Source organism: Shewanella sp. N2AIL, assembly GCF_022690845.1.
Lineage (GTDB): Bacteria > Pseudomonadota > Gammaproteobacteria > Enterobacterales > Shewanellaceae > Shewanella > Shewanella baltica.
Window position 1 is genome coordinate 1 of sequence record NZ_JALBYT010000041.1, and the last position, 19026, is coordinate 19026.

Here is a 19026-nt window from a genome sequence, read left to right on the forward strand (position 1 = left end):
GCGCCATCAAGATAAACAAGATCAGGAACATGAGGCTCAATTGTCGTTGCAGATGATGTAGGTTCTTGGAATAGCCCCTTCCAGGGGCAAGTCAAAGCCGCCTTCTAAGAAGGCGGATTCTTTACTGATTAACAGGCGTAGCTTTTATGGATGTCAGCTCGACTGATTAAGTCTGCCGTTTGGGCGACAAATGCTTGGAAATGCGCACTCGCCATATGTTCATCCAATGCCGCTTGGGATTGCCAAATTTCGTACATCCAGAAGATATTTTCATCATCTAATGAGTGATGCAGTTTGTATTCGATGCAACCAGCCTCGGTATGCGTGTCTGTCACGAGTTGCTTGAGTATCTTAAATAGCGCGTCGCTTTGGCCTTGATTCGCTATGATTTGGGCAAATACTGTTATTTTCATTGGTTAAAACCTTCTAAAACAATTTTACCGATCGCTTTGCCAGACTCTATCTGAGCGTGAGCTTTGATTAAGTTTTGGGCATTAATGGTGCCGTAGTGTTCACCGAACGTACTCTGTAACTCGCCTGTATCGATAAGGGCGCTTAAGCGGTTGAGTAAGTGATGTTGCGCAATCATATCCTCGGTCTGATATAGGCTGCGGGTAAACATCAGTTCCCAGTGTAAGGATAAGCTTTTACGCTTAAGTTTCATCACATCTAATGGCCCCTTAGGATCATCGATTAATGCTAGTTTTCCTTGTGGCTTAAGCACTTGTACTATTTCATCAAAATGTTGATCGGTTTGGGTTAAGCTAATCACATGGGTCACATCAGTAATGCCAATATTGGCAAGCTCCTGTGAAAGTGGCTTGGTGTGGTCGATAACAGCATCGGCACCAAGTTTGTGCACCCAAGCGGCGGATTCTGGACGAGATGCAGTGCCTATCACTTCTGCACCTGTGAGTTTTACTGCAAGCTGAGTGATGATTGAACCCACACCGCCGGCCGCACCGATAATTAAAATACGGGCGTCAGTTGCCGAACCATCTTGGGGTAAAGCTAAACGGTCGAATAAAATCTCCCATGCCGTAATCCCCGTTAAAGGTAATGCCGCGGCTTGGGTATAGGTTAAACTTTTAGGTTTATGGCCGACAATTCGCTCATCAACCAATTGATATTCTGCATAACTTCCGCTGCGACTGATATCGCCCGCATACCACACTTCATCGCCAACGTTGAAAAGACTGACTTTCTCACCAACGGCTTTGACGACACCGACCGCATCCCAGCCGATAATTTTGTATTCGCCTGCAGACGCTGAGCTAGATGCACGGATTTTTGTATCAACCGGATTGACAGAAATGGCTTTGATTTCCACTAAAAGGTCAAAACCTGTCGCAGTTGGCTCGGCTAGCGTGATGTTTTCTAATGCATTGGGCGCTGTGATTGCACCCGCTGTCTGGTAACCAATGGCTTTCATGTTTATTCCTCTGGGTGTACTGGCTTGAGTCTACTTGTATCGAGTAGCCATTGTGTGGAATATTAGCCAAGAGACAAACAGGGTAAAGTTTGTAATTTTTTCAAAGGATTTTTGATAATCATGTTGATTAATGATTTAGCTTTGTTCGTGCGTGTCGCCGATTGTGGCAATATTTCTGCTGCTGCGGCCGAGATGGACATCTCGGCTGCTTCTGCCAGCGCCGCAATAAAACGGCTTGAAAAACAGCTTGATACTAGCTTATTTATCCGCACGACCCGCAGCTTACGTTTGACTGTACAAGGTGAGCGTTATCTTATTCATTGCCGACGTGCGCTAAGCGATTTAGCGCTCGGCGAGCAAGCCATCGCCAGTGATAAAGGTAAGATATCTGGCACCTTAAGCCTTTCGGTTTCTTCAGACTTTGGCCGTAATCTGTTTGTGCCTTGGCTCGATGAATTTTTGCTCGATTTCCCGCAGCTGCAAGTGCGCTTGCATCTTGGCGATAATATCAGCAGCTTTTATCACGATAAAATTGATGTCGCTGTGCGTTACGGCAAACCGCAGGACTCAAACCAAGTGGCATTTCCGCTCTGCAGTGTTGATCGTGTCTTGTGCGCCTCACCTGAATATCTGGCCGAGTTTGGTGTACCGGATTCCTTGGAGCAGCTGATAGAACATAATTGCTTGTTTTATAAGTTAGATGAGCGAACCCACGATCAATGGCAATTTAGGCGCGACGGCCAAGAATATAAAGTGCGTGTCACGGGCAACCGCAGTGCTAACGATGCGGAAATAGCTCGTCGCTGGGCTGTGGCGGGTAAAGGATTGGTATTTAAGTCGAGTCTAGATCTGGCCGATGACTTAATTTCAGGGCGTTTAGTACGATTGTTGCCTGATTATCAAGGTGAGCCAGTCGATTTGTACTTAGTGTGCCCAGGACGCGAGCATGTGACGCCTGTTGTCTTGTTGCTGCGTGAATTGCTGCGGCAACGTACACAGGCTTTGAGTAGAAGCCTAGGTAAAATACTGGCAGTAAAAAAATCTTAGGATTTAAGAAACAAAAAAGCCGCATGATGCGGCTTTTTAGCGACTCGCTGAGATTAAGACTTAGCGCGTTTCATGGCGGTAAAGAATTCTTCGTTAGTCTTGGTCATAGCCAATTTGTCGATTAAGAATTCCATTGCGCTGACTTCATCCATAGGATTTAAAATCTTACGCAGGATCCACATTTTTTGCAGTTCTTCTTGAGTCGTGAGTTTTTCTTCACGACGCGTACCACTGCGGTTGAAGTCAATGGCTGGGAACACACGCTTTTCTGCCGCTTTACGTGACAGATGCAGTTCTTGGTTACCTGTACCTTTAAATTCTTCGTAGATCACTTCGTCCATCTTAGAACCAGTATCAACCAAAGCAGTGGCGATAATGGTCAAGCTGCCGCCGTGTTCGATGTTACGTGCCGCACCGAAGAAGCGTTTTGGACGGTGCAGGGCGTTCGCATCCACACCACCGGTTAACACTTTACCCGATGACGGGATCACAGTGTTATAGGCACGGGCTAGACGAGTAATAGAATCGAGTAGGATAACCACGTCTTTCTTGTGTTCAACCAAGCGCTTGGCTTTTTCAATCACCATTTCGGCAACTTGAACGTGACGGCTGGCTGGCTCATCGAAGGTTGATGCGATAACTTCGCCTTTAACGAGGCGTTGCATCTCAGTGACTTCTTCTGGACGTTCGTCGATCAACAATACCATCAACACCACTTCAGGGTTGTTGTAGCTGATACTCTGAGCAATACCTTGAAGTAATAGCGTTTTACCGGCTTTTGGTGGTGCAACGATCAAACCACGTTGACCTTTACCAATCGGTGAACATAAATCCAGAATACGCGCGGTAATATCTTCAGTTGAGCCGTTGCCACGCTCCATACGCATACGTTCTTCTGCGTGGAGTGGGGTTAAGTTTTCAAAGAGGATTTTATTACGGGAGTTTTCTGGTTTATCGAAGTTAACTTCGTTGACTTTCAATAGGGCAAAATAACGCTCGCCTTCTTTCGGTGGGCGAATTTTACCAAAAATGGTATCACCCGTTCGCATGTTAAAGCGGCGAATTTGGCTTGGTGAGACATAGATGTCATCTGGACCAGCTAAATAAGAACCGTCTGAGCTGCGTAAGAAGCCGAAACCGTCTTGGAGTATTTCTAATACCCCACCACCGAAAATGTCTTCTCCACTTTTTGCGTGGGCTTTAAGGATTGAGAAAATAATGTCCTGCTTGCGAGCGCGGGCCATATTTTCGAGCTTCATATTTTCAGCTAGCGAGACTAGGTCAGAAATCGGCGTGTCTTTTAATTCAGTTAAGTTCATTTTGGGGGTCTTGTGTTACGCGACAAAGCTTACCGCGATCAATCAGTAAGGATGTAATTCAGGATAGTGATTGACGAGCGAGAAGAGGTTATTAGAAAGAATCTGGTTATTAAAGTAGCACTAACAAAGCGGGGCGTCCAGAAATTTAGGGAAATTCCGGCACAATTAATTTATAGCTTGTGCCGGAGGTCACTCATTACCACATCAAATTAGATTTGCGCGTCGATAAACTCTTTTAATTGCGTTTTTGATAGTGCGCCAACTTTAGTTGCGGCTAATTCGCCGTTCTTGAATAACAGTAAAGTTGGGATGCCACGAACGCCATATTTCGCTGGAGAAACATTGTTTTGGTCAACGTTTAATTTAGCGATAGTCACGCGGCCTGCATATTCTTCAGACACATCGTCTAAAATTGGAGCGATCATTTTACAAGGACCACACCACTCGGCCCAGAAGTCTACCAATACTGGCAAATCAGACTTTAATACGTCGTTTTCGAAGCTGTCGTCACTCAGGTATATAATTTTATCGCTCATGATGTTCTCCAGTTTGGGTGCCATTGCTGGTTTGTTAATGGCTTACCATGTATATTGGGGCTGAAAAATAGCTTTTCAAGTTACCTTTTTACAATGTGGCTATTTCAAACGATCGAGTATCTTATTGCAACCTCAACAGGTAAGCTTGCGCTATGAGCGAAACACATCTATCTACCCAAAGGTTTGCCGACCTACCTCTACATCCTGAGGTTAAACAGGCCCTTGCCGAAAATGGCTTCGAATTTTGTACGCCGATCCAGGCGTTATCACTGCCTGTATTACTTCAATCAAAAGATATCGCTGGTCAAGCACAAACGGGCACTGGCAAGACAATGGCCTTTTTGGTCGCCACTTTTAATCACTTATTATCGACTCCCGTACCTGAAGGTCGACTGATTAATCAGCCCCGCGCCATCATTATGGCTCCGACTCGCGAACTGGCGATTCAGATTGCTAAAGATGCGATTTTACTCGCTAAACACACTCACTTAAAGGTGGGTATTGTTTATGGCGGCGAAAGTTACGATGTACAGCGCAAAGTATTAGATCAAGGTGTTGATATCTTGATTGGTACTACGGGTCGAATTATTGACTACGTTCGCCAAGGCATTATCGGTCTGAACTCGATTCAGGCTGTGGTATTAGATGAAGCCGATCGTATGTTCGATCTTGGTTTTATCAAAGATATCCGCTTCTTGTTTAGACGTATGCCTGAGGCAAATCAACGTCTTAATATGCTATTTTCGGCAACCTTGTCGATGAAAGTGCAAGAGCTGGCTTACGATCATATGAACGAGCCAGTTAAAGTCGAAATCGCCCCTGAAGAAAAAACCTCCAAAAACATCAAAGAAGAAATCTTCTATCCTTCGCAAGAAGAGAAGATGCGTTTGCTGTTGACCTTGATTGAAGAAGATTGGCCAGAAAAAGCCATCGTTTTCTCTAACACTAAGCACAGTTGTGAAACGCTTTGGTCTTGGCTTGAAGGTGACGGACATCGCGTGGGTTTGTTAACGGGTGATGTGCCACAGAAAAAACGTATTCGTATTCTTGAGCAGTTTACCAGTGGCCAATTAGATATATTGGTTGCTACCGATGTCGCGGCTCGCGGTTTACATATTTCTGACGTTTCACACGTGTATAACTATGATTTACCTGATGATTGTGAAGACTATGTGCACCGAATCGGTCGTACGGGTCGTGCGGGTAATAAGGGCATGTCGATAAGCTTTGCCTGTGAAGAGTACGCGTTAAACTTGCCAGCAATCGAAAGCTATATTAATCATTCGATTCCAGTGAGTAATTACGACAGTGAAGCTTTATTGGCCGATATTCCTACGCCAGCGAAGATCCACCGTAAACACCCGAGCGGCACTCGAAACCTGCGTGATCGTTCTGGGACAAGTCGTCCAGGTGCGCAACGCAGTGGTGCTCGCCCTCCTCGTCATGATAGGACACGTAGACATTCGTAAATGCCAACACCCGCTTATGCCGCTATAACATTAGGCTCAAACAGTTTTAATATGCTGATCGCCAAAACTCGTGGTGGTCAGCCGCATATTATTGCGAAATATAAACGCAAGGTGAGGCTCGCCGAAGGTATAGGCGACGATGGCAACTTAAGCCATGATGTGATGCAGCGCGGCCTCGACTGTTTGAGTATGTTTGCCCAAATGTTGGTGCAACATAAGATTCAAGCAAATCATGTCGCTGTGATTGCTACCGCAACCCTTCGTAGTATCAACAATGCCGATGAGTTTAATCGGCGTGCATTGCCACTCCTTGGTCATCCAATTGAAATCATCTCAGGCATGCGTGAAGCTGAGCTTATCTATCAAGGCATGGTGGCAACCACCTGTGGTCAAGGGCGCCGTTTAGTGATAGATATCGGCGGGGCGAGTACTGAGTTTATTATCGGTGATGGGCATCAAGTGTTGTTCAAAACCAGTTTGCCCTTTGGTAGCGTTACTTATAATCGCCAATTTTTTAGTAGCTTGCCGCTGCAACAGTTAGATTTCGATGATGCCAAGCAGCAAGTGCTAACCGCATTAGCTGAGCATAGACAAACCCTGCGCGATTTAGGTTGGCATTGTGTTGTTGGTGCCTCTGGCGCTGTGCAATCTGTGGTTGAAGTACTGCTTCACCGTGGCTTATCTGAGACGATAACGCTCGATGTGCTCACTCAGCTGAAGGCTGAAATTCTCGCCCAAGAAGACATTGGCTTAACGGGGATCGCTGGGCTTTGTAGCGAGCGGGCACCGACTTTTGCAGCGGGTGTCGCTATTTTGTTAGCTTTGTTTGAGTTGCTGGGGATAGAGCATTTAGCCTTATCTGGCGGCGCATTACGTGAAGGTGTTTTAGTGATGCTCGCGCAGCGAATTATTGACGAAGCGAGCTAATATTTTATTGAAACATGATAAAAACCAAAGGCCGCTATGCGGCCTTTATTGTGTGTACTGCGTCGCTTATTTCAATAAATCGGCGAGATCTTTCTCTAAGGAAACGGTTGGGCGCTCTACGATACGGCCAACTTCTTTACCTTGCTGTAGCACAATAAAGGTTGGAATACGGGTAAAGTCGTATTTGGCAGCTAAGCCTTCGGGATCTTTCTTTGTCCGGTCGACACCAATATAGGTCACTTTGATATTGGGATTGGCGACTTCTTCCATGATACGGATAAAGCGCGGTGTTTCACGGTGACAATCTGGACACCAAGTACCAATGATCACAATAATTTCAGTTGGTTCGGTGACGCTTTTAAGTGGAGTGATTGCCGCAGTGTCAACCTGGTAGCTTTTATACCCTTCGGCAAACTCATTGAGATCTGTGACTAAATGTTGTGCTTCGACTATGCCAGTTAAAATCACTTCTTGTTTCTCCTCGCTGCAGGTCGCAATTAAGCCCTGTTGTTGTTCTTCAAATCCACAGCCACCATTGGCTAGTACCTGACAACTAAAAAATAAGGCTGTAGTGGCTAGGAATGCCTTAACGTTATTGTGCATGATGCGCCCTTAAAATCGAAGAGAAAGAATGAAGCTTGATTCAAACATTATTCTCGATGCGATTAAAGCGGATCATTGATTTGCTGCAAGCTAGATCACGCATTGCTAATATCTATAAGCTTAACGATCACAGGATTGCATGGTTTGCGGAGTTAAGACATTGAAAAAGCACATCCCCGAATTGCGATTCGGGGACTGAGCACGTTGAAATAATAAGCTAAGTGGCTCGATTACTGGGCGAGAATTTTTTCTAGAATAGGCTTGTTAGCGTCAGGGAAGTTGTAATTAACTAAGTCGGCTTTAGTGACCCAAGCGATAAGCTGACCTTCGAGGCCTTGAGCTGTACCATTAAATTCCGTGACTGAATGGATATCAAGTAGCACTTGTTTATCGGGATAATCGAAACTCAGCGCCATAAATGGCTGACTATCGGTGACATCGAGCGCGACTTCCTCTTTGAGTTCACGGATCAGCGCTTGAGTGACCGTTTCGCCCGCCTCAACTTTGCCGCCAGGAAATTCCCATTTCCCACCTTGATGTAAATGGTCTGGGCGTTTTGCCAACAGAATTTCACCGGCCGAGTTAGTAATAATGCCGACGGCAACATGGATGCGTTTAGTCATAATATTTATCTATTGAGTAGAGAGTTGGGCAAATTAAGCGCTGTGATGGCGTAAGCTGAGCTGTTAGCGCTTCGCATTATTCTTTAAAAAAATCGCCTTCATCGAGATCAAATTCATCAAAAGCTTCGGGATCAAATTCGGCTTTAACCGGAATGACATGCTTTTCTGATGCCCAATCGCCGAGGTCGATGAGCTTACAGCGCTCGCTGCAAAAAGGTTTAAATGCAGATTGTGGAACCCACTCGACAGGGGCTTTGCAGATAGGGCAGTTAACGGTCAATGGCATAATTGTTCTCTTGGTTAACGGCGATACAGCGGCCGCCAATACTAATGTCTTTCAGGCCATTAGTGTAAATGCTTCATGCACAGGTAGCCAGTAAGAAATCAATCGAACGGTCGGAGTGGCGTTGTTGTTCAAACTGCACAAAATGGATTGCAAAACGGTTTTTATGGCCGCTAATCGTAGGATAACACCCGTGGGAGGCATCGACTTTGACTCGCACTAAAGCAAGTGCTTGAGCACTGTCGCCTTGATAAAAACCTGCATGGGCAACGGCATTGTCGTAATGGGCTGTGCTGCGGGTGAGTTGAAGCAATAGGGTGATGGGGGTGAGCAAAGGTTCGAAGTGTGCTATCCAAGCGCGGTAGTCTTGTTGTTTTTCTTCCCAAGGTTTAGCTAGCCAATAATGCAGTTGCGGCAGATCGAAGTTACAGCAGGCGCCCGGCATGCCAAAGCGTTGTCTTAGTGCGGAAATGAATCTGTCTTGTTTTAGTTGGCTGCCGAAGCGGTCGGGCTTTTGCAACGGTTCGCGGGCTTGGGTGAGGGCATTGATATAAATGTCGATTTGCTGGTGGTCGACGTGATCTAATTCTTGCCATTTGCTCAGTTGCAGCAAGTGCCGCTCAATATCTTTTAATACTTCATTACGATAATCACAGCGTTCGGACAATTCACAGAGGGAAAACAGCGGATAAAAACATCTATGTTGGTGGTCATGATTTAGATTACTTTGCAGCTGTTTATCGAGGTATTCGAGCCGCAAGTAGCTGCGAATTTTCTCGTTTAAGGGCTGTTCGTAAACTAATTCAGTCATGGGCGTTATCAGTACCAGAAAGTTGTAAATAGCGCTGATGCAATGCTTGCACCTCTCGTTTTAAGCTTGATATCTCTCCTTGATTATCAATAATGTCGTCGGCTCTAGCGAGTTTTTCGCTGCGACTACATTGGCTACTAATGATGTTATTAACTTGAGATGCATCAACATTGTCACGTTTTACGGTGCGATTTATTTGCAACTCAGGTGAAATATCCACCACTAAAGTCCGATTGACTAACCTATCTAACCCGTTCTCAAATAGCAAGGGCACGACCATAATTACATAGGCAGAGGTCGCTTTTTCTACCTGCGCGAGCATTTCTTGGCGGATCATGGGGTGTAATAGTTGGTTTAGCCATTCGCGCTCTTTTGGATGGCTAAATATCCGCTGCCGCAACTTGGCGCGATCGAGTTCACCCTCAGGTGTTAATATCTCAGCACCAAAATGAGTGACGATCGCTTCCAGTCCAGTTGAACCGGGAGCGACAACTTCGCGGGCAACGATATCGGCGTCGACTAAGGCAACCCCTTCGGCGGCGAACAAATTGGCAACAGTCGTTTTACCGCTGCCGATGCCGCCTGTAAGGCCAACGACAAACTTTGACATAACATACTCCGGATAGCTTTGTGCTTAATTTGCTAGATCTTACAGTGTCGATAGGTACCAATCGACAATCTGTTGCCCAAATAGCAAGGCTATCCAGCCAGCTGCGGCAATATAGGGGCCAAATGGGATTGGATTCCCTTGTTTCAGGCGTTTACTAACAATCATAGTGATGCCAACGACTGCGCCAACGAGGGACGAAAGTAAAATCACCAGCGGCAGCATTTGCCAGCCAAGCCAAGCACCGAACACGGCGAGTAATTTAAAGTCGCCATAACCCATGCCTTCCTTGCCGGTGAGGATTTTAAACAACCAGAAAATGGACCATAGACTCAAATAGCCTGCCGCCGCACCGATAATCGCATCGGTTGGGCTCGCAAAGGTATGATTTAAATTGATTATCAAGCCTAGCCAAAGTAACGGCAACGTCATTTGGTCGGGGAGCAACATCTCATCAAGATCGATACCTGTCAGTGCTACAAGCACAAAGGTGAGTATGCTCGCAAAAACAAACTGCCAGCTTGGACCGAAATGCCAAGCTAAAGTCGCGATAAGTAGCCCTGTGATGAATTCAATAATAGGGTAGCGGGCTGAAATAGGGGCGTGACAGGCGGCGCATTTTCCCTTGAGCATTAACCAGCCTAATAGGGGTAAATTATGCCAAGGTTTAATCGACGTTTTGCACTTAGGGCAGGCTGAGCCTGGGACAACAAGATTATACTTTTCAGGGAAGTCATCAATAGGTTTATTGAGTTGTTCTATACCGATTTTTTTGACTATGTCTTCGTGGTATTCCTGCAAATACTGATTACATTCTTGCTGCCACTCCCGTTTCATCATCACAGGAAATCTGTGGATCACCACATTTAAAAAACTACCAATGGTAGCGGAAAAAACAAAGCTTAAAGTAATAAAGAGCCAAGGACTCTGGTTTAGAGACTGGCTCAAAAGAGAGATAAATTCATTCATTAGCTGTTCTTGTTATTAACTTTTCTATTATTGAAGTGAAGCGTTAGCCTACGACATTTCCCATTTGGAAGATAGGTAGGTACATGCCTACAATCAAACCACCTACAAGTGTCCCGATAACCACCATCATAATCGGTTCTATCAGGCTTGATAAGCCATCAACCGCATCATCTACTTGCATTTCGTAAATGGTTGAGACTTTATTGAGCATGTTATCCAGTGAACCTGATTCTTCGCCTATCATCACCATTTGTACTAACATGTCGGGGAAAAGTCCAGTGGTCTGCATAGCCACATTCATCTGCATCCCCGCCATAACTTCTTGACGGATTTTTAAAATGGCTTTGCGGTATACCGCATTACCCGATGCGCCAGCGGCAGACTCTAGACCATCAATTAACGGCACGCCCGCGGCGAAAGTAGTTGCTAAAGTGCGGGCGAATCGAGCCATGGCTCCTTTGTGTAAAATCGGCCCAATAGCGGGGATTTTAAGCACAGCTTCATCGACTCTATCTCGTACAATTTGTGAGTTTCTGTGGGCTCGAACGAACAAAAATACTCCGCCGACGATAGCGGCTAAGAAGATATACCAAGAGGATTGTAAGCCGCGGGAAATTTGTAGTACTAATTGAGTAAAGGCGGGCAGTTCAGCGCCAAACCCCTTAAAAATCTCCTCAAATTGAGGCACCACAAACAATAATAATAATGAGGTGACTAAGATTGCGACGATGACAACTGCAGCAGGGTAGAACATAGCCTTCTTAATTTTTGATTTCAGTGCTTCTGATTTTTCTCTGTAGGTAGCTACGCGATCAAAAACCAAGTCTAGTGAACCTGAATGTTCACCGGCTGCAACTAGGTCAACATAAAGTTCATCGAAGTAACGCCTATGAGGACGCATTGCATCTGATAAAGGAATTCCTGATTGAATTTCGCTGAGGATATTTCCTAATAGTTCCCTCATCTTAGCTTTTTCGTGACCACGGCCGAGTAGTTCAATTGTGGTGACTAAAGGTACGCCCGCCGCTAACATAGTCGCAATTTGGCGGGTCATTACAGCAATATCCATGGGGGTGATTTTCGGATCACCTAGTTTAAATAGCGCAGATGACTGTTTACGAACACTCTTTGGATTCACACCTTGGGATTTAAGCTGGCTACGGATTTCAGCGGCGGTTGCTCCCCTGAGTTCACCTGCTGTTTTCTTGCCGTCGCGATTTACACCTTTCCATTCGAAGGTATAGATTTTTGGTTGGCTCTTTTGCTCGGCTTTCTTGGCGCGAGGCTTTCTTGTTGTCGTTGCCGTAGCCATAAATGATTCCTGTAAATAAATCGTTCTAGATTTCTAGTTAACTGAACGCTGTGCTTGCTAAATAGTTTGGACTCTAAGATTCAAATATGCGAGTAATGATGCGCTATTGCCTGCATTTTAGATTTAGCTTTAGATATATAAAGATTGGATTTAGCCAAAACTGGTTACACGATTGACTTCTGCAATGCTAGTGACACCGTGGATCACTTTCAATAAGCCTGATTGACGTAAATCACGCATTCCTTGGGCTTTAGCTTGGGAGGCGATTTGTAAAGAATTACCGCCCTCCATAATAGTACGGGCTATTTCGTCAGACATCTTCATCACTTCATAAATACCAACACGGCCTTTGTAGCCTGCAGAGCAATGCTCGCAGCCAACAGGTTTAAAGGTGGTAAAGCCTTGAGTAATTTGTGTTTGGTTAAAACCTAGGCGCAGTAATTCATGCTCGGGGATCACTTCTGCTTGCTTACATTCGGGGCAGAGGCGACGGGCTAAGCGTTGGGCAATAATCAGGTTTACTGAACTAGCGATATTGTAGCCAGGAACCCCCATGTTGATTAAACGGGTTAAGGTTTCTGCCGCCGAGTTAGTGTGTAAGGTCGATAAGACTAAGTGACCCGTTTGCGCCGCTTTAATGGCAATTTCGGCGGTTTCCAGATCGCGGATTTCACCTACCATCACTACATCTGGGTCTTGGCGTAAGAACGAACGCAGTGCGGAGGCGAAGGTGAGGCCTGCCTTTAAATTAATGTGAACTTGGTTCACGCCTTCGAGGTTAATCTCCACCGGATCTTCGGCGGTAGAAATATTACGCTCTTCGGTATTGAGAATATTTAACCCTGTGTAAAGGGAGACGGTCTTACCTGAACCGGTTGGACCAGTCACTAGAATCATCCCTTGTGGTTTTGCTAGCATCTCAAGGTAGAGCTTTTCTTGGTCTGGCTCGTAGCCGAGCTTTTCAATGCCTAATTGTGCGGAGGATGAGTCTAAAATCCGCATTACAATCTTTTCACCCCACAGGGTCGGCAGAGTACTAACCCGAAAGTCGATAGACTTAGTGCGGGATAGTTTCATCTTAATTCGACCATCCTGTGGTACGCGCCGTTCGGCGATATCCAGTTTCGACATTACCTTTAGCCGTGCCGATAAACGTCCGGCGAGACTAATCGGCGGCTCAGACACTTCGTGCAGAATACCATCTATACGAAAACGAATACGGTAGCGCTTTTCATAGGGTTCAAAGTGCAAATCTGACGCACCTTTACGGATCGCATCGGTTAGAATTTTATTGATATAGATAACAATAGGCGCATCATCGCTACTCTCACCCGTTGACTCTTCATTGCGTCTGTCGGTATCCGTTATTTCAATATTGGCTAGAGCCGCTTCATCCATGCCGCATAAATCTAGGCCGCTAATATCTACTTCGAGAATTTTCTCCAGTGCTTTGGCTAGTTTATCTTCTTCAACTAGAATCGCTTCAGCGTGCAAGCCCGCACTGAATTGAAAGTCCTCAAGAGCGGCAATATTAGTCGGATCTGATGTGCCTATATAGAGGCGATTTCCCCGTTTAAATAGTGGTAAGCAGCGGTGTTTTTCAATCAGTTTTTTATTGAGAAAATCTTCTGGTATGGATGCAAGATCAAACTCATTGAGATCGAGTAGTGGAGTTCCGTACTCTTCGTAGCAAAGCTCTGCTATTGCACGGGCAGAGACAAGCTTGCTTTGAACTAAAGTGCTAACAAGGGCATGTTTATTCTGACGGGATTTTGTGATGGCATTAGCCATCTGCTCTTCATTTAGCAGGCCCTTACGAATAAACAGGGTAGATAAACCTAAATGCAAGCCTGTAGTGGGCATTCCGAATTTTTTCTCGAGGTATAATTTAAATTGAAAGAGGCTAATATCTAGCCTCTAATATTTTGATAATTTATTTAAATTAAGCTGCTGGTAGTCCTGCCCCCTTCTTACATAAAGCTAAGTCATCAGTTGCCGCAGATTTCCCAGCCTCCATAGCAAATCCAACCCCACCAGTAGCAACAAAAGTTGCAGTGAGGACACATTTACTTTCAGTCCATATTAAAGTAATACCATTATTTACTGTAACATCACCGATATCAGTAAATTTTGCGTTCTGATTTACTTCAGCTTTGAGTGTTGTGCAACCTATATCTGTTTGAATGCAAGCCTGTATTTTTTGCGCAAAAGCCGTTACGCCTTTCATCGCAGCGCTTCCTTGGGCTGAAGTCACATAATCTTTATAAGCGGGCAGTGCAATCGCAGCCAAAATACCGATAATGGCTACTACAATCATTAACTCGATCAGAGTAAAACCCTGAGCTTTTTTATTTAATGCTTTGTTTAAATTCATGGCCTTCATTTTTCTCTCCAGCTAACTATTTAGTGACTTACTGTGGTTGAATAGAGTGTTTAACCTAACCGCTGTTTTACACTATAAATTGTTTTGACTCGTCAAACTTTTTTACTCATTGATGCTAATAAAATCATTTATATGATCTATGTAACATTAACAGTACACCGATGATCTTGAATGACCCATGTGTAATGACTCATGCTGATTTATTCAAAGTCACTTTCATTTTACTAAACTAATGTTAGGTTAGCACTAAGTTAATGATTGTTTTGATAAATCATTTCGGTAACCGCACCTTAGGCTAATGTCCCTCAAAATGTGCTCCTGAAACGCAAATTAGAGTATTTTGACAGGCATTCCAGTGCTGACCTTAGGTGAGGTTGACCAAACGGCCATCTCGCCTTTGTAAAAGTTAGTACAAAGTTGCATAAAATGAAACAACTTTTACTCATAAAGTACTAATAAAATGATTCATTTGTCTAAGAAATAGAAGATTAAACACATTGTGTTATAACAAAATTTTGACAATGTCAGTTTGGTTGACTGGTATTCGCGTTAGAGTCAAGGTGATGGCGGATTTTCGACTGGTTATTAAAGTCGTTTAGCCATTGCTGATATTCGTATCACAAGGGCAAAACGCTTTGCTTTTGGAGTTTGGTACATGCAAAGCGTTTTGTGATGTAACAAATGTTACGGTTTACTTTAAGTCGGTTTTAAGCTTTCAATCTAAGCGACAAGTCTAGGGCGCGAACATGCTTAGTGAGAGCACCAACTGAGATATAGTCGACACTGGTTTTAGCAAATTCGGCTAAAGTGTCTAAGGTGACATTGCCGGATACTTCAAGCTTAGCGCCTTTTGCTTTGTCTTTAGCTCGATATTGATTATTCATCTCTACGGCTTCGACCATCATAGTGATATCGAAGTTATCTAACATGATGATATCTGTGCCAGAGTCGAGTGCTAAGGCGAGTTCTTCGAGTGATTCCACTTCGACTTCAACGGGTTTATTCGGGTACAAGCTGCGGGCGGTATCTACGGCTTGGCGAATACCACCACAGGCCATAATGTGGTTTTCTTTAATCAAAAATGCATCATATAAGCCAATGCGGTGGTTTTTGCCGCCGCCGCAGGTGACGGCATATTTCTGGGCAGTGCGCAGACCTGGAATGGTTTTGCGAGTATCTAATAGGCGAGTGTGCGTGCCCACTAGTTTATCGACATAATGCTTAGTTAAGGTCGCAACGCCAGACAGGGTTTGGATGAAATTCATTGCCGTGCGTTCGCCGGTGAGAATAGCGCGCGCTGGTCCCGAGAGTTCACACAGTAACTGGTTGGGTAATACCAAATCGCCATCATCCACATGCCAATGCAGTGCGACTTCCCCACCGAGTTGATTAAAAACCTGCTCTGCCCATGCTTTACCGCAAAAAACGCCTTCTTCACGGGTGATTAAAGTGGCTTCAGCGTACTTATCGGCGGGGATCAACATTGCTGTGATATCGCCATAGGCTATGGCTTTAGTGTGTTCGTTGATTTCGATGCCGCCTAAGTCTTCACTGAGGGCGGATTTTACTGATTGACGAATATCGTTTTCTAACATGAGCGGGGTCCTTGCATTCTTTAATTACTGACGACCTACTTGCATCTTAGGTTAAGATTACCACGGCCTTAGGTCTCACGGAACAACGTGGAGGAATGTGCGGCAGGACTTAGCCTCTGGCTTATTTAAGTTGGGAGTGAATGGTTTGCTTCATGAGCTCAACATTAAAAGATGATGAAGTCAGTCAGTTCCGTGTGCTGGGTTTCTTCTTTGCTTGGCTGAATACTGTTAGAGTAACCGAGTATATACCCAAGCTACCTGAATATACGAGTTTCAGAGCGCCTAGGGTGCTTCAATTCAAGGCGCATCAATGACAGAATGTCGGCCACCTTTTGAATTGATGTAACACGGAAGTGGAGTGCCCTAGACGCTCCGTTCCGGCGGGTTGTAACGCACATTATGCCGTGTTGGTTATTTTTAACTTAGCCCACTAGGTCTGCAAATAACCGCCTTGCCTAAAGTGTGTTGCATTCCCGCTGAATCCTGCATCTTCAGGTTGTTTGGGTATATGTGGCATAGAGGATAAGCTCATAATGCGGTTTGATTCGGGTTGGTGTGAGGGTGCAAGGCGTTGTGAGTCACCACATTTTAATCAACGTCCCTTGGGTGAAGTGAGTTTGTTGGTGATCCACAATATTAGCCTGCCAGCAGGTTGCTTTGGATTACCCTATATTGATCAATTATTTCAAGGGTGTTTAGATACGAATGCGGATGCCAGTTTTGCACAGTTGCAGGGCTTGGAAGTCTCGGCGCACTTTTTGATCCGCCGCAATGGCGAGCGTGTGCAGTACGTGAGTTGTAACGATAGGGCTTGGCATGCAGGGCTTTCTCGTTATGGTGAGAGAGAGAATTGTAATGATTTTTCCATTGGTATTGAGCTGGAAGGCACTGATACTGAGCCTTACACTCCTGAGCAATATCAGTCACTGACAGCGTTGACGCAAGCTCTGTTGGCTGAGTATCCATCGCTGAGTACCGAACGAATTGTGGGTCATTGTGATATTGCGCCAATGCGCAAAACAGACCCTGGGCAAAGTTTTGATTGGGAAAGATATTTAGGGAAGCTAAAGGAATATACTCAGGCGTTACGCTCTTAGGTTTTTGGATTTTAGACGTATTTCACACAAACCTAGACTATTTATGGACAAATTATAGAGGTACAGCCCATGGCATTATTTTCACTCTTGGTCGCCATTTTAGTGGAGCGACTTAAATTTCTTCCTTCATCATGGCAATTTGATCGTTTATTGCAATCCTACCAAACGACGTTTTTTGGTGATAAAGCTTCACTGACGAGCGTTATGATGGCGCTGGCGTTAGTGCTGCCAGCCCTGTTGGTGTATGTATTGTCTTGGTTAGTGGCGGGGATGTTTTGGGGCTTATTAAGCTTAGCGCTATGGATTGTCGTGGCGGTGGTTTGTTTTAACCATCAGAAACAGCGTGATATTTTCAAGAAATATATGCAAGCGGCTTGTCGTTCTGACGTCCAAGCTTGTTACCATTATGCCGCTGAGCTCGATTGTAGCGAGTGTTTGGATGCGGTATCCGAGAAAGACCTTGGCGCCAAAGTGGGTCAAAGTGTCGCTTGGATTAACTATCGTTATTACGGCGCCGTTGCTTTGTTCTTTATTTTTCTGGGGCCAGTCGGTGCTGTATTGTATTGCACTGTGCGTTTTTATGCCGAAGAAAATGCCCGCAAATCCCTTGATCTGCCATTAGTCAACGAAGTGATTAGCGTGTTGGATTGGTTGCCTAGCCGCATCTTTGCCTTTGGATATGCGTTAAGTGGCCAATTTAGCGAAGGGTTAGCCGCGTGGCGCCATCATGGTTTGACCATAAATACCAGTGCTCGCACTGTCGTTGTTGAGACGGCATTAGCAGCGCAACCTTTACCTGAGGTCGCTAGTGCACCTATATGTGTACAGTCAACCTTGGCATTATTAGTACTGAGTAAACGCAACTTTACACTTATCGTCGCGGTACTGTCACTGCTGACTATTTTTGGGTTGGTGAGTTAAAGGAAGGATGCTTCGCAGCGAGAATCGAGAACGCTTCGCTGCTAGGGCGTCGCATTGCTCCTTCTAGTCTAGAATCTAGAGCCTAGAATCTATCCGCTGCGCTTTTGCAGCGCCTAGTAGGGCGAAGCCCGTGCTTTTGTCAAATGGTCTGACCCCATAGACATTTTTTTCCGCTATGCTCTCTCTTCGTGAGTGCTTTCGATCGAGATCGCTTTTAAGGAGTGATCTTCAATCTGGACATCAAAACGCTGATTTGATAAAGTGCGCTCACTCAAAAAAATTGGTAAGACCAATTTACAACGGAGCTGAGCGCCTGATGGCCTATAGTAAAATTAATCAGCCAAAAATTTCTGATGTGATCATGGCTCAATTAGAGCAGATGATCTTAGAGGGCAGTTTGCAGCCCGGTCAGAAGTTACCGCCTGAACGCGAACTGGCGATCCAGTTTGAAGTGTCTCGACCTTCTTTGCGTGAAGCTATCCAAAAGCTTGAGGCAAAAGGACTGTTAATGCGCCGCCAAGGCGGTGGTACTTATGTCAAAGAGCAACTCTGGCAGAGCCTTGCCGATCCTATCGTTGAACTTATGAATTCTGATCCAGAGAGTCAATACGACTTGCTGGAGTTCCGTCATGCTACCGAAGGTATGATGGCTTATTTTGCGGCGCTGCGTGGTACTGACGCCGATATGCAAAATATCAAACGTATGATCCTCGAGGTGGAAGCCGCCACCGATATCGAAAAACAAGCCGCCGCCATTGTGCGCTTTTATCGTGCCGTTGCCGAAGCGTCACATAACGTGGCTATGTTACACCTCGTTCTCAGTTTAACCCCTGTGCTGCATCAAAATGTGGCGCAAAACTTGGAGCTTTTAAGCCGCCGCGAAGAAGCTTCTACTATGGCTAACGATCACAGACGGGCCTTGCTCGCTGCCATCGTTCGTCGTGATCCCGAAGCCGCCAGAGAAGCCTCGAATGAACACTTAAGTTACATTGAAGAGGTGATGTTATCTGTGCGGGAAGAAGATAGCCGGTTGCAGCGAAGCTTGCGCCGTTTAAAGAGTGGCGCTTAAGTTCTGTAGTTTAGCTGCCTGCT

Annotated in this window: 20 protein-coding genes; 6 read left to right on the plus strand and 14 right to left on the minus strand. The window is 45.2% G+C overall.

Annotated features, from left to right (window positions below; translation table 11 throughout):
• Positions 1-128: 128 nt before the first annotated feature.
• Positions 129-413: a putative quinol monooxygenase gene (locus MO387_RS18815; protein WP_006084381.1), complete on the minus strand. Its 285-nt coding sequence runs from the start codon at positions 411-413 to the stop codon at positions 129-131.
• On the minus strand, positions 410-1432 hold the full coding sequence (locus tag MO387_RS18820; RefSeq protein WP_242326441.1) for a zinc-binding alcohol dehydrogenase family protein: 1023 nt from the start codon (positions 1430-1432) through the stop codon (positions 410-412). Before MO387_RS18820 ends, MO387_RS18815 begins: the two co-directional genes overlap by 4 nt.
• A 120-nt stretch (positions 1433-1552) precedes the next feature.
• Here MO387_RS18820 and MO387_RS18825 point away from each other — a divergent pair, with 120 nt between their 5' ends.
• Complete coding sequence (locus MO387_RS18825; protein ID WP_242326442.1) at positions 1553-2479, plus strand: LysR family transcriptional regulator; 927 nt, start codon at positions 1553-1555, stop codon at positions 2477-2479.
• A gap of 53 nt (positions 2480-2532) precedes the next feature.
• Here the strand turns inward: MO387_RS18825 and rho are convergent, their stop codons facing one another.
• Positions 2533-3798, minus strand: a complete 1266-nt coding sequence (gene rho / locus MO387_RS18830) for a transcription termination factor Rho (RefSeq protein ID WP_006083361.1) — start codon at positions 3796-3798, stop codon at positions 2533-2535.
• Between the two features lie 209 nt (positions 3799-4007).
• Positions 4008-4334, minus strand: coding sequence for a thioredoxin TrxA (trxA, locus tag MO387_RS18835; RefSeq protein ID WP_006083360.1), 327 nt, complete (start codon positions 4332-4334; stop codon positions 4008-4010).
• A 152-nt stretch (positions 4335-4486) separates the two neighbouring features.
• On the opposite strand from trxA, the gene rhlB reads away from it, so the two are divergent.
• On the plus strand, positions 4487-5803 hold the full coding sequence (gene rhlB / locus MO387_RS18840) for an ATP-dependent RNA helicase RhlB (protein WP_006083359.1): 1317 nt from the start codon (positions 4487-4489) through the stop codon (positions 5801-5803).
• Positions 5804-6730 (plus strand): exopolyphosphatase, encoded by a 927-nt coding sequence (locus MO387_RS18845; RefSeq protein ID WP_242326443.1) that lies wholly within the window; start codon positions 5804-5806, stop codon positions 6728-6730. It abuts the gene before it with no gap.
• A gap of 66 nt (positions 6731-6796) precedes the next feature.
• Here the strand turns inward: MO387_RS18845 and MO387_RS18850 are convergent, their stop codons facing one another.
• From MO387_RS18850 to nadC, 10 genes are all read right to left on the minus strand, one after another.
• A complete protein-coding gene (locus MO387_RS18850) occupies positions 6797-7333 on the minus strand; it encodes a thioredoxin family protein (RefSeq protein WP_006084374.1) in 537 nt (178 codons plus the stop codon).
• 230 nt (positions 7334-7563) lie between these two features.
• A complete protein-coding gene (gene mutT / locus MO387_RS18855; protein ID WP_242326444.1) occupies positions 7564-7956 on the minus strand; it encodes an 8-oxo-dGTP diphosphatase MutT in 393 nt (130 codons plus the stop codon).
• A gap of 76 nt (positions 7957-8032) precedes the next feature.
• On the minus strand, positions 8033-8242 hold the full coding sequence (gene yacG / locus MO387_RS18860) for a DNA gyrase inhibitor YacG (protein ID WP_006083355.1): 210 nt from the start codon (positions 8240-8242) through the stop codon (positions 8033-8035).
• Positions 8243-8315: 73 nt separating this feature from the next.
• The gene (gene zapD / locus MO387_RS18865) at positions 8316-9050 is read right to left on the minus strand and encodes a cell division protein ZapD (RefSeq protein WP_242326445.1); all 735 of its coding nucleotides are present in this window, start codon (positions 9048-9050) and stop codon (positions 8316-8318) included.
• Positions 9043-9660: a dephospho-CoA kinase gene (gene coaE, locus MO387_RS18870; RefSeq protein WP_242326446.1), complete on the minus strand. Its 618-nt coding sequence runs from the start codon at positions 9658-9660 to the stop codon at positions 9043-9045. Before coaE ends, zapD begins: the two co-directional genes overlap by 8 nt.
• A 39-nt stretch (positions 9661-9699) precedes the next feature.
• The gene (locus MO387_RS18875; protein WP_242326447.1) at positions 9700-10626 is read right to left on the minus strand and encodes an A24 family peptidase; all 927 of its coding nucleotides are present in this window, start codon (positions 10624-10626) and stop codon (positions 9700-9702) included.
• 43 nt (positions 10627-10669) lie between these two features.
• Positions 10670-11938 (minus strand): type II secretion system F family protein, encoded by a 1269-nt coding sequence (locus MO387_RS18880; protein WP_242326448.1) that lies wholly within the window; start codon positions 11936-11938, stop codon positions 10670-10672.
• Between the two features lie 150 nt (positions 11939-12088).
• On the minus strand, positions 12089-13801 hold the full coding sequence (gene pilB, locus MO387_RS18885; RefSeq protein ID WP_242326449.1) for a type IV-A pilus assembly ATPase PilB: 1713 nt from the start codon (positions 13799-13801) through the stop codon (positions 12089-12091).
• A 79-nt stretch (positions 13802-13880) separates the two neighbouring features.
• Entirely contained in the window at positions 13881-14321 is a 441-nt protein-coding gene (locus MO387_RS18890; protein ID WP_277956707.1) for a prepilin-type N-terminal cleavage/methylation domain-containing protein, read from the minus strand.
• 707 nt (positions 14322-15028) lie between these two features.
• Positions 15029-15916: a carboxylating nicotinate-nucleotide diphosphorylase gene (gene nadC / locus MO387_RS18895; protein WP_242326450.1), complete on the minus strand. Its 888-nt coding sequence runs from the start codon at positions 15914-15916 to the stop codon at positions 15029-15031.
• 533 nt (positions 15917-16449) lie between these two features.
• On the opposite strand from nadC, the gene ampD reads away from it, so the two are divergent.
• The 3 genes from ampD (at position 16450) to pdhR (ending at position 19003) form a co-directional block, all read left to right on the plus strand.
• A complete protein-coding gene (gene ampD / locus MO387_RS18900) occupies positions 16450-17013 on the plus strand; it encodes a 1,6-anhydro-N-acetylmuramyl-L-alanine amidase AmpD (RefSeq protein ID WP_242326451.1) in 564 nt (187 codons plus the stop codon).
• 69 nt (positions 17014-17082) lie between these two features.
• Complete coding sequence (gene ampE, locus MO387_RS18905; protein ID WP_012090379.1) at positions 17083-17934, plus strand: beta-lactamase regulator AmpE; 852 nt, start codon at positions 17083-17085, stop codon at positions 17932-17934.
• A gap of 316 nt (positions 17935-18250) precedes the next feature.
• Complete coding sequence (gene pdhR / locus MO387_RS18910) at positions 18251-19003, plus strand: pyruvate dehydrogenase complex transcriptional repressor PdhR (protein WP_006083345.1); 753 nt, start codon at positions 18251-18253, stop codon at positions 19001-19003.
• Positions 19004-19026: the final 23 nt, after the last annotated feature.

Excerpts from the sequence above, each read along its gene's own strand:
- MO387_RS18815 (WP_006084381.1), bottom strand. The coding sequence starts at position 413 with ATGAAAATAACAGTATTTGCCCAAATCATAGCGAATCAAGGCCAAAGC.
- MO387_RS18820 (WP_242326441.1), bottom strand. The coding sequence starts at position 1,432 with ATGAAAGCCATTGGTTACCAGACAGCGGGTGCAATCACAGCGCCCAAT.
- MO387_RS18825 (WP_242326442.1), top strand. The coding sequence starts at position 1,553 with ATGTTGATTAATGATTTAGCTTTGTTCGTGCGTGTCGCCGATTGTGGC.
- rho (WP_006083361.1), bottom strand. The coding sequence starts at position 3,798 with ATGAACTTAACTGAATTAAAAGACACGCCGATTTCTGACCTAGTCTCG.
- trxA (WP_006083360.1), bottom strand. The coding sequence starts at position 4,334 with ATGAGCGATAAAATTATATACCTGAGTGACGACAGCTTCGAAAACGAC.
- rhlB (WP_006083359.1), top strand. The coding sequence starts at position 4,487 with ATGAGCGAAACACATCTATCTACCCAAAGGTTTGCCGACCTACCTCTA.
- MO387_RS18845 (WP_242326443.1), top strand. The coding sequence starts at position 5,804 with ATGCCAACACCCGCTTATGCCGCTATAACATTAGGCTCAAACAGTTTT.
- MO387_RS18850 (WP_006084374.1), bottom strand. The coding sequence starts at position 7,333 with ATGCACAATAACGTTAAGGCATTCCTAGCCACTACAGCCTTATTTTTT.
- mutT (WP_242326444.1), bottom strand. The coding sequence starts at position 7,956 with ATGACTAAACGCATCCATGTTGCCGTCGGCATTATTACTAACTCGGCC.
- yacG (WP_006083355.1), bottom strand. The coding sequence starts at position 8,242 with ATGCCATTGACCGTTAACTGCCCTATCTGCAAAGCCCCTGTCGAGTGG.
- zapD (WP_242326445.1), bottom strand. The coding sequence starts at position 9,050 with ATGACTGAATTAGTTTACGAACAGCCCTTAAACGAGAAAATTCGCAGC.
- coaE (WP_242326446.1), bottom strand. The coding sequence starts at position 9,660 with ATGTCAAAGTTTGTCGTTGGCCTTACAGGCGGCATCGGCAGCGGTAAA.
- MO387_RS18875 (WP_242326447.1), bottom strand. The coding sequence starts at position 10,626 with ATGAATGAATTTATCTCTCTTTTGAGCCAGTCTCTAAACCAGAGTCCT.
- MO387_RS18880 (WP_242326448.1), bottom strand. The coding sequence starts at position 11,938 with ATGGCTACGGCAACGACAACAAGAAAGCCTCGCGCCAAGAAAGCCGAG.
- pilB (WP_242326449.1), bottom strand. The coding sequence starts at position 13,801 with ATGCCCACTACAGGCTTGCATTTAGGTTTATCTACCCTGTTTATTCGT.
- MO387_RS18890 (WP_277956707.1), bottom strand. The coding sequence starts at position 14,321 with ATGAAGGCCATGAATTTAAACAAAGCATTAAATAAAAAAGCTCAGGGT.
- nadC (WP_242326450.1), bottom strand. The coding sequence starts at position 15,916 with ATGTTAGAAAACGATATTCGTCAATCAGTAAAATCCGCCCTCAGTGAA.
- ampD (WP_242326451.1), top strand. The coding sequence starts at position 16,450 with ATGCGGTTTGATTCGGGTTGGTGTGAGGGTGCAAGGCGTTGTGAGTCA.
- ampE (WP_012090379.1), top strand. The coding sequence starts at position 17,083 with ATGGCATTATTTTCACTCTTGGTCGCCATTTTAGTGGAGCGACTTAAA.
- pdhR (WP_006083345.1), top strand. The coding sequence starts at position 18,251 with ATGGCCTATAGTAAAATTAATCAGCCAAAAATTTCTGATGTGATCATG.